This is a genomic window from Polynucleobacter sp. JS-Fieb-80-E5 (assembly GCF_018882015.1).
Taxonomy (GTDB): Bacteria; Pseudomonadota; Gammaproteobacteria; order Burkholderiales; family Burkholderiaceae; genus Polynucleobacter.
Map to the genome: position 1 here is coordinate 33,297 of NZ_JACVPH010000004.1, position 13,566 is coordinate 46,862.

The following is a 13,566-nucleotide window of genomic DNA, read 5'->3' on the forward strand; positions in this document are numbered from 1 at the left end:
CATATGGCCATTGCTTTTGGCAATGGCTTTCTTTGCTGGGCTGGTTGATGCTGTAGCCGGAGGCGGCGGCTTGATTCAGGTGCCGGCCCTTTTTGCTACTTACCCCAATGTTCCGCCTGCAACTTTGCTGGCGACGAATAAGGTTGCCGCGGTTGGCGGGACCTTTAATGCAGCGCGTAAATTTTTGGGCCATGTTTCTTTACCTTGGGCAATTGTTTTGCCAGCAATCGTTGCAGGTTTTGTTGGCTCTCTTTTGGGTGCAAATGCAGTGAGCAATTTTCCAGCGGAGCCGTTGCGTAAAGCTTTGCCGTTTGTTTTGTTATTTCTGTTGCTCTACACCTGGTTTCAGCCCTCGCTTGGAGAGGCCCACTTACCGAAAATTCTTGGGCGCTTTCAACAGATCAAGGGCGTTGCTCTTGGTTTAACAATTGGTTTTTATGACGGCTTTTTTGGTCCCGGCACCGGCAGTTTTTTGTTGTTTGGTTTCGTGCGTTTTTTTGGTTTTGATTTTCTTCATGCGTCTGCGGCAACGAAATTGGTAAATGTAGCAACAAACTTAGCGGCTATTTTGATGTTGGCTAGCCTTGGTCAAATTAATTGGCCTCTTGGGTTTGCAATGATGATTGCTAATGTTGTTGGTAGTCAGTTTGGCAGTCGATTGGCAATTAAGCATGGCAGCGCCTTTGTCAGAAAGGCCTTTTTGGTCATTGTTAGTGTGCTGATATTGAAGTCAGCCTGGAATGCTTATTTCATTAATTAAATCAATTACTTAGAAAACTGCCCATTGTTTTTCTAGGAATTTTTAATCTTTTGTTTCACGTGAAACAAACAAAATGCTATGATCATCGCCCTATCTGAGGCAAATCATGCGTTATTCCAAAAGTTTCGATGTCATTGTGGTTGGAGGCGGTCACGCTGGGACCGAGGCCGCGCTTGCGTCGGCGCGCATGGGATGTGACACCCTATTAATTACCCATAGCATTGAAAACCTGGGCGCCATGAGCTGCAATCCTTCCATCGGCGGGATTGGTAAGGGTCATCTAGTAAAAGAAATTGATGCCATGGGCGGCGCAATGGCCGCGGCTACCGATGAGGCTGGCATTCAGTTTCGTATCTTGAATTCTAGTAAGGGCCCTGCTGTTCGAGCCACTCGCGCTCAGGGTGACCGAGTTCTATATAAGGCCGCCATTCGTCGCCGTCTAGAAAATCAATCTAATTTAAGCATCTTCCAGGCCGCAGTGGATGATTTATTAGTCAAGGGTGATCAGGTCCAGGGCGTTTTTACCCAAATGGGCTTGGAGTTTGAGTCTAAAAAAGTGGTCCTGACGGCAGGTACTTTCTTAGATGGAAAGATTCATGTTGGTTTAAATAACTATGCCGGTGGGCGTGCTGGAGATCCTGCCGCAGTTTCCTTATCAGCTAGATTAAAAGAGTTGGAGCTTCCACAGGGAAGATTGAAGACTGGTACCCCACCTCGCATTGATGGTCGAACAATCGACTTTTCAGTCATGCTTGAGCAGCCTGGAGACTTGGATCCTGTACCAGTGTTTTCTTATTTGGGGCGACCAGAGCAGCACCCCAAGCAGGTTCCTTGCTGGATTTCCCATACAAATGAAAAGACTCACGACATTATTCGAGGCGGTTTAGATCGTTCACCGATGTATACCGGCGTAATTGAAGGGGTTGGCCCTCGCTACTGCCCTTCAATTGAGGACAAGATTCATCGTTTTGCCTCCAGAAATAGCCACCAGATCTTTTTGGAGCCAGAGGGCCTAACAACTAACGAGTTTTACCCTAATGGGATTTCTACCAGCTTACCTTTTGATGTTCAGTGGGACTTAGTCCGCAGTATTCGGGGTATGGAGTCTGCGGTGATTGTCCGCCCTGGCTACGCAATTGAGTACGACTTCTTTGATCCACGCCAATTGCGCCATAGCCTTGAGACAAGGGCTATTGGCGGCCTTTATTTCGCTGGCCAGATTAATGGGACTACGGGCTATGAAGAGGCTGCAGCGCAGGGTATGCTGGCTGGAATCAATGCTGGCTTGGCAGCGAAAGGCAGAGAGCCCTGGCTTCCAAAACGCAGCGAATCCTATATTGGCGTTTTAGTTGACGATCTAATTACCCGTGGGGTTCAGGAGCCGTACCGCATGTTTACAAGCCGAGCAGAATATCGCCTGAGCTTGCGCGAAGACAATGCAGATATGCGCTTAACCACAATTGGGCGCGAGCTTGGATTGGTGGACGACTATCGTTGGGAGGTATTTTGCAGAAAACAGGAGGCTGTTTCACGTGAAACATCTCGCTTGCAAGATATTTGGGTTGGGCCAAAACATGAGGCTGCCCCCCTAGTTTCTCAGTTGCTGGGTCAAGACCTGTCCCATGAATGCAACTTAACCGAGTTATTGAGGCGCCCAGGGGTTACTTATGAGGCTATTACTGCTTTGGGTGGCGGAATGTGGGCTCCTGAAACTTTAGATGAGGATCTTGGCTTGGCGTCTCAAATTAGCGATCAGGTAGAAATTTCAGTTAAATACCAGGGTTACATTGATCGTCAGGCGACAGAAATTGCTCGTCAAGAGCACAACGAATCTTTCCCCCTATCAGAGTCGTTAGATTATTCTCAGGTTGTTGGCTTATCTAAAGAGGTCCAGCAAAAGCTGAATTTGCATAAACCCGAAACATTGGGTCAGGCTGGCCGGATTTCAGGGGTCACGCCTGCAGCTCTTTCGCTTTTATTAGTGCATCTTAAAAAAGGCTTGGGCCGCACTCAAGAAACTCATGAGTGAGGGGTTGCTTGCCTTGGGGATTGAGGATCTTGGGCTGGAATTAAGCCCAAGCAATATCGCCGATTTAGAGCTGTTTTTGCAAGAAATGGGACGCTGGAACCGGGTGCATAATCTCACGGCAATTGAGGGTGAGAAAGATTCTATTCGACTGCATCTGATTGATTCTATTGCAGTTTTGCCAGTATTGAAACGCTTCTTAAAGGGCCCATCTCCTAAGATTGCCGACCTTGGTTCAGGGGGCGGGTTGCCGGCCATTCCAATTGCTATTGTTCAGCCAGATTGGCGCCTTTCATTGATTGAAGCAATTCGGAAGAAGACGGCTTTTTTGCAGCATGTGCGCGGAAAACTCAAACTGAAAAACATTGAGGTGCTCTGTGAGAGGGTGGAAGATGCTGCAATGCAACAACCAGCACAATTTGATGCAGTCATTTCTCGGGCATTTACAAATCTCGCACGTTTTTTAGAGCTGTCATTGCCCTTCTTAAAGCCCGATGGCTTGGTATTTGCAATGAAGGCCAAGCGCGCTGACGACGAAATGAAAGATGTTTCCATGGACCATTGGTGCTTAGTTGCCGATGAGCCCCTTCATATCCCTAATTTAGCGGTGGAGCGACGCCTTTTGGTGCTGGCCCCCGTGAGAAAATCCACCCTCACCTCTTAAGTAAACCCAAAAGTAGCCATGGCAAAAATTTTCTGTATTGCAAATCAAAAAGGTGGTGTTGGTAAGACCACTACCGCCGTTAATTTAGCAGCGGGTTTAGCAGGACTACAGCAGCGCGTTTTGTTGGTTGACCTTGATCCTCAGGGTAATGCCACTATGGGCTCAGGAGTAGAGAAAGCAGACTTAAACGCAAGCATATATCAGGTATTAATTGGTATGACATCAGTTAAAGAATGTGTGCAGCGTTGCGAAAGCTCCGGGTATGACGTATTGCCGGCTAATCGTGATTTAGCGGGCGCTGAAATTGAATTGGTAGATCTAGATTTACGCGAAGCACGTTTGAAAGATGCTCTTTCTCAAGTAGCGAACGATTACGACTTTATTTTGATTGATTGCCCACCCGCTTTGTCCTTACTTACGCTCAACGGATTGTGTGCAGCAAATGGTGTGATTGTGCCAATGCAATGCGAATACTTTGCGTTAGAGGGTTTGTCCGATTTGGTAAACACCATCAAACAAGTGCATGCAAATTTGAATCCCGACTTAGTCATCATTGGTTTATTGCGTGTCATGTTTGATGCGCGCATGACTTTGCAACAACAAGTTTCCGATCAGCTGCTTGAGCACTTCGGCGACAAAGTATTTAAGACCATTATTCCGCGTAATGTACGTCTTGCTGAAGCCCCGTCTTACGGGCTTCCTGGGGTGGCTTTCGATAAATCATCACGTGGCGCAAAAGCCTATTTAGATTTTGGTGCCGAGATGGTTGAGCGCATCAAGCACATGTAATTTTTAGAAAGAACAATAAAGATCATGGTTGCCATTAAGAAAAAAGGTTTAGGTAGAGGTCTTGAAGCTTTGCTTGGAGAAAAGACGCAGCAAGCAAATCCTTCCACCGAAATTAATCGTTTGCCATTAACAGCTTTGCAGGCAGGCAAATATCAGCCGCGTCAAAAAATGGAAGCCGGTGCTTTGCAAGAGTTGGCAGAAAGTATTCGCGAGCAAGGTGTTATGCAGCCACTTTTGGTTCGTCTAGTAGCTCCTGGCAAATACGAAATCATTGCTGGCGAAAGACGCTTTCGTGCGGCAACAATTGCGGGCTTAAAAGAGGTTCCCGTTTTAGTCTCTGACGCTGATGATCAGGCTGCGGCAGCAATGGCCTTGGTGGAAAACATGCAGCGAGAGGATTTGAATCCTCTCGAAGAATCACAGGGTTTAGCTAGGTTGATTGAGGAGTTTGGTTTTACTCATGAGCAGGCTGCCAAGGCTGTAGGAAAGTCTCGTAGCGCCATCACCAATCTACTGCGCCTTACTCAGCTAGCTAAGCCTGTGCAAGCCATGCTGTTGGCCGGCGACATCGATATGGGGCATGCCCGTGCGCTTTTGCCGTTACCAGGCGCAAGTCAGGTTGCCCTAGCTCAAAGAATTTCTGCTCAAGGCCTGTCTGTCCGTGAGGCAGAGCGCATGACTGCGGCTTTGGTGATTGCTGGTGGTCAGATTGGTGACAAAAAGTCTAAAAATAAGTCTGGGAATAAGTCCCCGAGTGCGGACCCAGACATGCAGCGTTTAACTCAGGAAATAGCTGACTTAATCGGATTAAGCACTGAATTTAAGCTTAAAGGGAGTGGCGGAGAGCTCAGAATTCGCTTTAGCCAATTTGATGAGCTTGATTCCTTATTAAAAAAGTTGGGTATTGGTTTTGAATAAAGTGCGCCCTATTAAAGCGGTTGAATGGAACGATCAAGATGAGGATTCATTCAAGGCGCTCAGTAAGGCCGAGATGGATGCTTTGCGAAAGGCAAAGCCTAAGAACTTTACTTCAATCAATGGATGGCTCGTTGTTACAAGTCAGGCGGTGCTTACCCTGATTATTGCTAGTTTTTGTTATTTTTTTTCTGAGTCGGCAGAAAGAGTCGTTTATACTTACTCGGCTTTAGTGGGTGGCTTGATTGGGTTTTTGCCCTCCGTGTTGTTTTTGGTGCGCTTAGAAGCCGCGAAAAAGAATGTAAAATCGAGCCCCGGTGGATATTTAGCAGCAGTGGTTTCTGGCGAATTTTTAAAAATCCTAGCAACCATTCTCCTGTTTATTGGCTTTGCCCTAAAGCAACCTGATTTGAAATGGATTCCATTGCTTGTCACCTATTTAGCTACGCTTAAGTGTTATTTGTTAGCGTGGTTTTGGAGGTAACAAGTGGTAAATATAGATAAGGACAAGTTCAGAGATGTCTAGCGAAGTCAACGCAGCAGCAGAGGTAGCCCATCATGTGGCTAGCGAACCGCTTACACCTACTGCTTATATTGCTGAGCACTTACAAAACCTGAATAACATTGGTGGGGCGCAAACCTCTGTCATTGATTTCAGTGTTATTAACTTAGATACTATCTTTTGGACCTCTTTAATGGGGTTGATCACCGTTTTTCTCTTGGTTCTTGCTGCTCGCAGAGCATCCCCTGGAGTTCCAGGACGCTTTCAGTGTTTAGTGGAAATGCTGGTTGAGATGGTTGATAACCAAACTAAGAGTATTGTTCATGGCGACCGCACTTTCATTGCACCGCTAGCGCTATTCGTTTTTTGCTGGATCATTCTCCTAAATACTTTGGATTTAGTGCCAGTAGATTGGATCTTTGGCGTAAATCAATTTATTGGCAGTTTTGGCGTTCACGTTCCGCACCACAAGATCGTACCTACTACCGATCTAAATGCCACTTTCGGCTTATCGTTCTCAGTTCTACTACTAGTGTTCTTCTATAGCTTCAAAGTTAAGGGCCTAGGCGGATTTTTGCACGAGTTGGTTTCTGCACCTTTCGGCGCAAAGTGGTACTTGGCACCTTTCAACTTGGTTTTAAACATTATCGAATACATTGCTAAGGGCGTTTCCTTGGGGATGCGACTTTTCGGAAATATGTACGCAGGTGAGCTACTCTTTTTGCTCATCGCCCTCTTGGGAAGTATGTGGACCTTTAACTTAGATTTGTACATGCTTGGCTTTGTTGGTAACGTTATTGCTGGCTCAGCTTGGGCGATATTCCACATCTTAGTTATTTTGTTACAAGCATTTATTTTCATGATGTTGACCTTGGTTTACATTGGGCAAGCCCATAGTCACCATTAACTTTTTTATTTTTAACCTCACCTTCAATACTTAGGAGTAAACATGCAAGCATTCTTAGCCAACATTCAAGGACTAACCGCTATCGGTATTGGCCTCATCATCGGCCTCGGCGCATTAGGAGCCTGTTTGGGCATTGGCCTAATGGGTGGTAAGTTCATTGAGGGCGCCGCCCGTCAACCAGAATTGATCAATGAACTACAAACCAAAATGTTCCTTTTGGCTGGTTTGATCGACGCTGCGTTCTTGATCGGCGTTGGTGTTGCAATGTTGTTTGCTTTCGCAAACCCACTGCTCGCAGTTATTAAGTAATTGTTCTGGCGTGGATGACCAACGGGTCATCCAACTGTTCTCAACAATACTGAAAGGAATATCGTGAATCTGAACGCGACCCTATTCGCGCAAATGATCGTTTTCTTCGTCTTATGGTGGGTTGTTGCACGCTTCGTGTGGCCTCCGCTGGTTAAGGCGTTAGATGAGCGTTCAAGCAAAATTGCTGATGGATTAGCCTCTGCCGAGCGTGGTAAAGAAGCGCTCGCATTGGCAAGCAATGAAGCTGAGCAAGAATTAACTAAAGCACGCCAAGAAGGTGTTCAACGCGTTGCCGAAGCTGAAAAACGTGCACAAATGTCAGCCGAAGAAATTCGCGCTAACGCACAAGCCGAAGCTGCTCGAATCATTTCTCAAGCGCAACAAGACGCAGCCCAGCAAGTTACTCGTGCCCGCGAAGTTCTGCGTGCTGAAGTGGCTGTTCTCGCTGTTAAAGGCGCCGAGCAAATTTTGCGTCGCGAAGTTGATGCAAAAGCGCATGGCCAATTACTTGACCAACTAAAGGCAGAACTTTGATATGGCTGAATTAGCCACCATTGCACGTCCTTACGCGGAAGCACTTTTTCAAAGTGCTAAGCCGGCTGAGCTTGCAGGCTGTTTGGAGCAATTAAATGAATTGGCTCAGCTTGCTGCTTTGCCAGAAGTTGCTGCCCTATCAAACAACCCAAAAGTATCCGCTGATGATTTAAGCAAGTTACTTTCTGGCATGGTGAAAACTAAGCTCGACCCTAAGGTTGCTAGCTTTTTAAATCTTGTGAATCAAAACCACCGCTTAGCAGCTGTTCCTGAAATTGCTCATCAATTTGAAGCAATGAAGAATAAAAGCGAAGGCGCTGCAGAAGTAAATATTACTAGCGCATTCCCTTTAGAGGGTTCTGCGTTAAATGATTTGTTGTCAAGTTTGAAGAAGCGCTTTGGGGGTAAAGAATTGCGCCCAACTATCCAAATTGATCCAACATTGATTGGCGGAGTTCGCATTCAAGTTGGCGACGAAGTAATGGATAGTTCAGTTAAGGCTCAGTTAGCTCAAATGCAAGCAAGTCTTGGCGCATAAGTGAACCCTATTAAGAACATACGAAATAAGACCCAGGAGTAAGTAATGCAACTCAACCCTTCCGAGATCAGCGAGCTGATCAAAAGCCGAATTAGCGAATTGGGCGTTGACTCCCAAGTTCGCAACGAAGGCACTGTAATTTCAGTGACCGACGGTATTTGCCGCGTACATGGCTTGTCAGGCGTTATGCAGGGCGAAATGTTGGAATTTCCTAACAACACTATCGGCCTCGCATTAAACCTTGAGCGTGATTCTGTTGGCGCCGTAGTGTTGGGTGAGTACACCCACATTAAAGAAGGCGATCCAGTGAAATGTACTGGCCGCATTTTGGAAGTTCCAGTTGGCCCAGAGTTGCTCGGCCGCGTAGTAAACGCACTTGGTCAGCCTATTGATGGCAAAGGCCCAATCAATACGAAGTTAACTGACTTTATCGAAAAAGTTGCTCCAGGCGTTATCGCACGTCAATCCGTTAGCCAGCCAGTTCAAACTGGTTTGAAGGCGATTGACGCGATGGTTCCCATTGGCCGTGGTCAGCGTGAGTTGATCATTGGCGACCGACAAACTGGTAAGACTGCAGTTGCGGTTGATGCGATCATTAACCAAAAAGGTAAAGGCGTTTATTGCGTTTACGTGGCGATCGGTCAAAAAGCTTCCACTATTGCTAACGTTGTTCGCAAGCTCACAGAATTGGGCGCGATGGAGTACACCGTTGTTGTTGCAGCGAGTGCTTCTGAGTCTGCAGCGATGCAGTATCTCTCTGCTTACGCAGGATGCACCATGGGCGAATACTTCCGCGATCGTGGCGAAGATGCTTTGATTGTTTACGATGACTTAACTAAGCAAGCAGTTGCTTACCGTCAAATTTCCTTGTTGCTGCGCCGCCCACCAGGCCGTGAAGCTTATCCTGGCGACGTGTTCTACCTCCACTCACGCTTACTCGAGCGCGCTGCTCGTGTAAATGCTGAGTATGTTGAGAAGTTCACCAATGGCGCCGTTAAAGGTAAGACTGGTTCATTGACTGCATTGCCAATCATTGAAACTCAAGCTGGTGACGTTTCTGCATTCGTTCCAACCAACGTGATTTCGATTACTGACGGCCAGATCTTCTTGGAAACGGACTTGTTCAACGCTGGCGTGCGTCCTGCGATTAACGCCGGTATTTCTGTTTCCCGCGTTGGTGGTGCTGCACAAACTAAAGTGATTAAGAAATTGTCTGGCGGTATTCGTACCGACTTAGCGCAATATCGTGAATTGGCTGCATTTGCTCAGTTCGCATCTGACCTTGACGAAGCAACCCGCAAGCAGCTCGAGCGTGGTCGTCGCGTTACTGAATTGTGTAAGCAAGCTCAATACAAGCCACTCCAAGTTTGGGAAATGGCCGCTTCACTTTATGCTGTTAATAACGGCTACTTCGATGATCTCGAAGTGAAGAATGTATTGCCATTCGAAAAAGGTTTGCAAGATCATTTGAAATCTAAATTCGCTGACTTAGTTGCGCGTATTGAAGAAACCAAAGATTTGAGCAAAGATGACGAAGCTGCATTGCGCGCTGCCATTGAGGATTACAAGCGTTCTGCCTCTTTCTAAGAGGGCTCGCATAAATCATGGCAAGCACAAAAGAGATACGATCTAAGATCAAGAGCGTGCAAAACACGCGCAAGATCACGAAGGCAATGGAAATGGTCGCCGCATCCAAGATGCGTCGCGCCCAGGAGCGTATGCGTAATGCGCGCCCCTATGCTGAAAAAATTCGTGAGATTGTCGCCAACCTTTCTAAAGCAAATCCAGAGTTTCGCCCTGCTTACATGGTGACTCGTGAAGTGAAGAAAGTTGGCACGATTTTGGTTACAACAGACAAAGGCTTATGCGGCGGTTTAAATACCAACGTCTTGCGTTTGATTGCTAACCAAGTGCGCGATTTGCAAGACAAGAATGTTGAGATTGCCTACACCGCGATTGGTTCAAAAGGCCTGCAATTTTTGAATCGCTCAAAAGCAAAATTGATTTCTCAAACAATCCAAATTGGTGACACACCACATATGGATGTTTTGATTGGTGCAATTGTTGCCCAATTAGAGGCGTTTGAGCGTGGCGAGATTGATGCTGTTTATTTGGCATATACCCGCTTTGTAAATGCAATGAAACAAGAGCCTGTATTGGAAAAACTTTTGCCTTTAGAGTCAGAAGCTTTGACTCCACAAGAGAAAACAGGCAATTCTTGGGATTACATCTACGAACCTGACGCAGAGTCTATTTTGAATGGTCTGCTTAAGCGTTACGTTGAAGCAATGATTTATCAGGCGGTTGCTGAAAACATGGCTTCAGAACAATCTGCACGCATGGTCTCAATGAAGGCCGCTTCAGATAATGCGAAGAATGTAATCGGCGAATTGCAATTGGAATACAACAAGACACGACAGGCTGCTATTACTAAAGAGTTGTCAGAAATTGTTGGCGGAGCGGCTGCGGTTTAAGTGGTCGGCGTTTAGGAATACGAAAGAATTCAGGAATTAAAAGCGGAGAAATGCGATGAGTAACGGAAATATCGTGCAATGTATCGGTCCAGTGGTGGACATTCAGTTCCCACGCGACAAAATGCCAAACATTTATGATGCGTTGACATTAGTTGATAGCGGTGAAAAATCATTTGCTGAAAAAGGTTTGACCTTTGAAGTTCAGCAACAAATTGGTGACGGCGTAGTTCGCGCTATTGCCATGGGTGCAAGCGATGGTTTGCGTCGTGGTATGGAAGTGAAATCTACTGGCGGCCCAATTTCTGTGCCTGTTGGCCCAGCAACACTCGGCCGCATTATGGACGTTTTAGGTCGCCCAATTGATGACGCAGGTCCGATTGCAACTGAAGAGCGTCGCGCTATTCACCAGCCAGCACCTAAGTTTGATGAGCTTTCACCTTCTGTGGACTTGTTAGAAACCGGTATTAAGGTTATTGACTTAGTTTGCCCGTTTGCTAAAGGCGGTAAGGTAGGCTTGTTCGGTGGTGCGGGTGTTGGTAAGACCGTGAACATGATGGAATTGATTAACAACATCGCTAAGCAACACTCAGGTTTATCGGTGTTTGCCGGTGTTGGTGAGCGTACTCGTGAAGGTAATGACTTCTACCACGAGATGAAAGAATCTAACGTTATCGACAAAGTGGCGATGGTGTTTGGCCAGATGAACGAGCCTCCTGGCAACCGTTTGCGCGTTGCGTTAACTGGTTTGACAATGGCTGAAGCTTTCCGTGACGAAGGCCGTGACATTTTGTTCTTCGTTGACAATATTTATCGTTACACATTGGCCGGTACCGAAGTTTCTGCGTTGCTCGGCCGTATGCCTTCTGCTGTGGGTTACCAACCTACATTGGCTGAAGAGATGGGTAAATTGCAAGAGCGTATTACTTCTACCAAGACTGGTTCTGTTACCTCTATTCAGGCCGTTTACGTTCCTGCGGATGACTTGACCGATCCATCACCAGCTACAACCTTCTTGCACCTAGACTCCACAGTTGTGTTGTCACGTGATATCGCTGCATTAGGTATTTACCCAGCGGTTGATCCATTGGATTCAACCAGCCGTCAGCTAGACCCACAAGTGGTTGGCCAAGAGCACTATGAAGTTGCTCGTGATGTTCAGATGACATTGCAGCGTTACAAAGAATTGCGCGACATTATTGCAATTCTGGGTATGGACGAGTTGTCACCAGAAGATAAGTTGTCAGTATCACGTGCTCGTAAGATTCAACGTTTCTTGTCCCAACCTTTCCACGTTGCTGAAGTGTTTACTGGCTCACCAGGCAAATATGTTCCATTGAAAGAAACTATTCGTGGTTTCAAAATGATCTGCAGCGGTGAATTGGACCACTTGCCAGAACAAGCGTTTTATATGGTGGGTTCAATTGATGAAGCCATCGAGAAAGCCAAGAAGCTTTAATCGAACTCATCTAGGGAAATTATGTCAACCATACGCGTCGATGTAGTAAGTGCCGAGCAATCTATTTTCAGTGGGGAAGCCAAGTTTGTTGCGCTCCCTGGTGAGAGTGGCGAGCTCGGTATTTTGCGCGGCCACACTCCTTTGATTACACGTATTCGTCCAGGATCAGTTCGTATTGAAAAAGCTGATGGTGATGAAGAGTTTGTATTCGTGGCAGGTGGCTATTTAGAAGTTCAGCCAGACCACGTTACCGTATTAGCAGACACTGCTATTCGCGGCCATGATCTTGATGAAGCTAAAGCAACTGAGGCCAAGAAACGGGCAGAAGAAGCAATGCAGAACCGTGGCACAGACTTTGATTTGGCTTTAGCCCAATCTGAGTTTGCAATGGCAGCTGCGCAGTTGGCTGCAATTGCGCGTTTTCGTCGTAAAAAGTAATGGCCTGTGAGCTCTTTACTATCAAATGATCGTTTTTTGAAGGCCTGCTTGGGCGAAGCGGTTGATCAAACACCGCTTTGGCTCATGCGACAAGCCGGCCGATATTTACCTGAATACAATGCCACTCGCGCGAAGGCAGGTAGCTTTCTAGGGCTTGCAAAAAGTCCAAACTATGCAACTGAAGTAACCCTTCAGCCATTGGATAGATATCCTTTGGATGCAGCTATTTTGTTCTCTGATATCTTGACCATACCGGATGCAATGGGTCTGGGTCTTAAATTTACGACTGGCGAAGGCCCAAGCTTTGATCACCCTCTTCGCACTGAAGAAGCGGTAAAAAAATTACGTGTTGCTGATATGGATCAGCTGAAATATGTCTTTGATGCAGTATCAGAAATTCGTAAAGCACTGATACAAGATGGCAAGCAACGTGTACCCTTGATTGGTTTCTCCGGAAGTCCATGGACTCTAGCCTGCTATATGATTGACGGCTCGAGCTCAGATGACTTCCGTCATGCCAAAACCATGATGTTTAATCGTCCCGATTTACTGCAACATATATTGGACATCAATGTTCAATCTGTTGCTGCTTACCTTATTGAGCAACTTAAGGCAGGGGCACAAGCGCTGATGATTTTTGATACCTGGGGTGGAATGCTCCCTGATGGCTGGTATCAAACAATGTCTTTGGCAGCAATGAAAAATGTAATCGCTTTATTGCCCCGTGAGCATGAGGGCAGAAAAATTCCTGTCATCATGTTTACCAAAGGTGGTGCGATATGGTTAGATGATATGGCGCAGGTGGGTGCCGACGTGATCGCTCTTGATTGGACGATATCCCTGAGTCGCGCTAGAAAACAATTGCTATCTCTGAATAAGCCTCTGGCAATTCAGGGCAACTTAGACCCACTCATTCTGTTTTCAGAGCCAGCGCAGATTGCCAAACAGGCAAGCATGCTCCTAGACGATCTAGCGAGCGCTCCAGCGCTAAAACCAGGCTTACATCCATTGGATGGACACGTATTTAATTTGGGCCATGGCATCTCTCAATTTACGCCTCCCGAAAGTGTGACGGCCTTGGCAGAAACCGTCATTGCTCACTCCAAGGCTCTCCGGTCAAGCCAATAAAATAAGTAACTGCTAACTTCCATTAAAGATTTTGGACAAAAGTTATGCACAGTTTTGCTTAAAAACGATAATTCAGTGAGATTGAGAATAATGATGAAAATTCACTTTCGAATATCTCTATAAGTT

The 13,566-nt window shown here is 46.4% G+C and carries 15 protein-coding genes; all 15 read left to right on the forward strand.

The genetic code is table 11. The features are described 5' to 3' along the window. Positions 1-22 precede the first annotated feature (22 nt). The 15 genes from ICN44_RS06745 to hemE all read left to right on the forward strand — a co-directional run bounded on the left by ICN44_RS06745 (position 23) and on the right by hemE (position 13,440). Entirely contained in the window at positions 23-760 is a 738-nt protein-coding gene (locus ICN44_RS06745) for a TSUP family transporter (protein WP_216263264.1), read from the forward strand. A gap of 106 nt (positions 761-866) precedes the next feature. Further along, positions 867-2,789: a tRNA uridine-5-carboxymethylaminomethyl(34) synthesis enzyme MnmG gene (gene mnmG / locus ICN44_RS06750; RefSeq protein WP_216263265.1), complete on the forward strand. Its 1,923-nt coding sequence runs from the start codon at positions 867-869 to the stop codon at positions 2,787-2,789. Further along, entirely contained in the window at positions 2,782-3,450 is a 669-nt protein-coding gene (gene rsmG / locus ICN44_RS06755; RefSeq protein ID WP_216263266.1) for a 16S rRNA (guanine(527)-N(7))-methyltransferase RsmG, read from the forward strand. Before mnmG ends, rsmG begins: the two co-directional genes overlap by 8 nt. A gap of 18 nt (positions 3,451-3,468) precedes the next feature. Next, on the forward strand, positions 3,469-4,239 hold the full coding sequence (locus ICN44_RS06760; RefSeq protein ID WP_216263267.1) for a ParA family protein: 771 nt from the start codon (positions 3,469-3,471) through the stop codon (positions 4,237-4,239). A gap of 24 nt (positions 4,240-4,263) precedes the next feature. Then, positions 4,264-5,157 (forward strand): ParB/RepB/Spo0J family partition protein, encoded by an 894-nt coding sequence (locus tag ICN44_RS06765; RefSeq protein WP_216263268.1) that lies wholly within the window; start codon positions 4,264-4,266, stop codon positions 5,155-5,157. Further along, positions 5,144-5,638: an ATP synthase subunit I gene (locus ICN44_RS06770; RefSeq protein ID WP_216263269.1), complete on the forward strand. Its 495-nt coding sequence runs from the start codon at positions 5,144-5,146 to the stop codon at positions 5,636-5,638. The genes ICN44_RS06765 and ICN44_RS06770 overlap by 14 nt, the downstream gene beginning before the upstream one ends. A 34-nt stretch (positions 5,639-5,672) precedes the next feature. Further along, on the forward strand, positions 5,673-6,563 hold the full coding sequence (atpB, locus tag ICN44_RS06775) for a F0F1 ATP synthase subunit A (RefSeq protein ID WP_216154285.1): 891 nt from the start codon (positions 5,673-5,675) through the stop codon (positions 6,561-6,563). Between the two features lie 42 nt (positions 6,564-6,605). Continuing rightward, on the forward strand, positions 6,606-6,872 hold the full coding sequence (gene atpE, locus ICN44_RS06780) for a F0F1 ATP synthase subunit C (protein ID WP_028818346.1): 267 nt from the start codon (positions 6,606-6,608) through the stop codon (positions 6,870-6,872). Between the two features lie 63 nt (positions 6,873-6,935). After that, complete coding sequence (locus tag ICN44_RS06785) at positions 6,936-7,406, forward strand: F0F1 ATP synthase subunit B (RefSeq protein WP_216263270.1); 471 nt, start codon at positions 6,936-6,938, stop codon at positions 7,404-7,406. Position 7,407: 1 nt separating this feature from the next. Beyond that, complete coding sequence (locus tag ICN44_RS06790) at positions 7,408-7,944, forward strand: F0F1 ATP synthase subunit delta (protein WP_216263271.1); 537 nt, start codon at positions 7,408-7,410, stop codon at positions 7,942-7,944. A 45-nt stretch (positions 7,945-7,989) separates the two neighbouring features. Next, positions 7,990-9,531 (forward strand): F0F1 ATP synthase subunit alpha, encoded by a 1,542-nt coding sequence (gene atpA / locus ICN44_RS06795; RefSeq protein WP_072582050.1) that lies wholly within the window; start codon positions 7,990-7,992, stop codon positions 9,529-9,531. 17 nt (positions 9,532-9,548) lie between these two features. Continuing rightward, entirely contained in the window at positions 9,549-10,418 is an 870-nt protein-coding gene (gene atpG, locus ICN44_RS06800; RefSeq protein WP_216263272.1) for a F0F1 ATP synthase subunit gamma, read from the forward strand. Between the two features lie 55 nt (positions 10,419-10,473). Beyond that, a complete protein-coding gene (atpD, locus tag ICN44_RS06805; protein ID WP_216263273.1) occupies positions 10,474-11,874 on the forward strand; it encodes a F0F1 ATP synthase subunit beta in 1,401 nt (466 codons plus the stop codon). A 21-nt stretch (positions 11,875-11,895) separates the two neighbouring features. After that, a complete protein-coding gene (locus ICN44_RS06810; RefSeq protein ID WP_215299186.1) occupies positions 11,896-12,312 on the forward strand; it encodes a F0F1 ATP synthase subunit epsilon in 417 nt (138 codons plus the stop codon). Between the two features lie 6 nt (positions 12,313-12,318). Beyond that, the gene (hemE, locus tag ICN44_RS06815) at positions 12,319-13,440 is read left to right on the forward strand and encodes a uroporphyrinogen decarboxylase (RefSeq protein WP_216263274.1); all 1,122 of its coding nucleotides are present in this window, start codon (positions 12,319-12,321) and stop codon (positions 13,438-13,440) included. Positions 13,441-13,566: the final 126 nt, after the last annotated feature.

Excerpts from the sequence above, each read along its gene's own strand:
- ICN44_RS06760 (WP_216263267.1), top strand. The coding sequence starts at position 3,469 with ATGGCAAAAATTTTCTGTATTGCAAATCAAAAAGGTGGTGTTGGTAAG.
- rsmG (WP_216263266.1), top strand. The coding sequence starts at position 2,782 with ATGAGTGAGGGGTTGCTTGCCTTGGGGATTGAGGATCTTGGGCTGGAA.
- atpE (WP_028818346.1), top strand. The coding sequence starts at position 6,606 with ATGCAAGCATTCTTAGCCAACATTCAAGGACTAACCGCTATCGGTATT.
- ICN44_RS06765 (WP_216263268.1), top strand. The coding sequence starts at position 4,264 with ATGGTTGCCATTAAGAAAAAAGGTTTAGGTAGAGGTCTTGAAGCTTTG.
- atpA (WP_072582050.1), top strand. The coding sequence starts at position 7,990 with ATGCAACTCAACCCTTCCGAGATCAGCGAGCTGATCAAAAGCCGAATT.
- mnmG (WP_216263265.1), top strand. The coding sequence starts at position 867 with ATGCGTTATTCCAAAAGTTTCGATGTCATTGTGGTTGGAGGCGGTCAC.
- atpB (WP_216154285.1), top strand. The coding sequence starts at position 5,673 with ATGTCTAGCGAAGTCAACGCAGCAGCAGAGGTAGCCCATCATGTGGCT.
- atpD (WP_216263273.1), top strand. The coding sequence starts at position 10,474 with ATGAGTAACGGAAATATCGTGCAATGTATCGGTCCAGTGGTGGACATT.
- atpG (WP_216263272.1), top strand. The coding sequence starts at position 9,549 with ATGGCAAGCACAAAAGAGATACGATCTAAGATCAAGAGCGTGCAAAAC.
- ICN44_RS06810 (WP_215299186.1), top strand. The coding sequence starts at position 11,896 with ATGTCAACCATACGCGTCGATGTAGTAAGTGCCGAGCAATCTATTTTC.
- ICN44_RS06790 (WP_216263271.1), top strand. The coding sequence starts at position 7,408 with ATGGCTGAATTAGCCACCATTGCACGTCCTTACGCGGAAGCACTTTTT.
- ICN44_RS06745 (WP_216263264.1), top strand. The coding sequence starts at position 23 with ATGGCTTTCTTTGCTGGGCTGGTTGATGCTGTAGCCGGAGGCGGCGGC.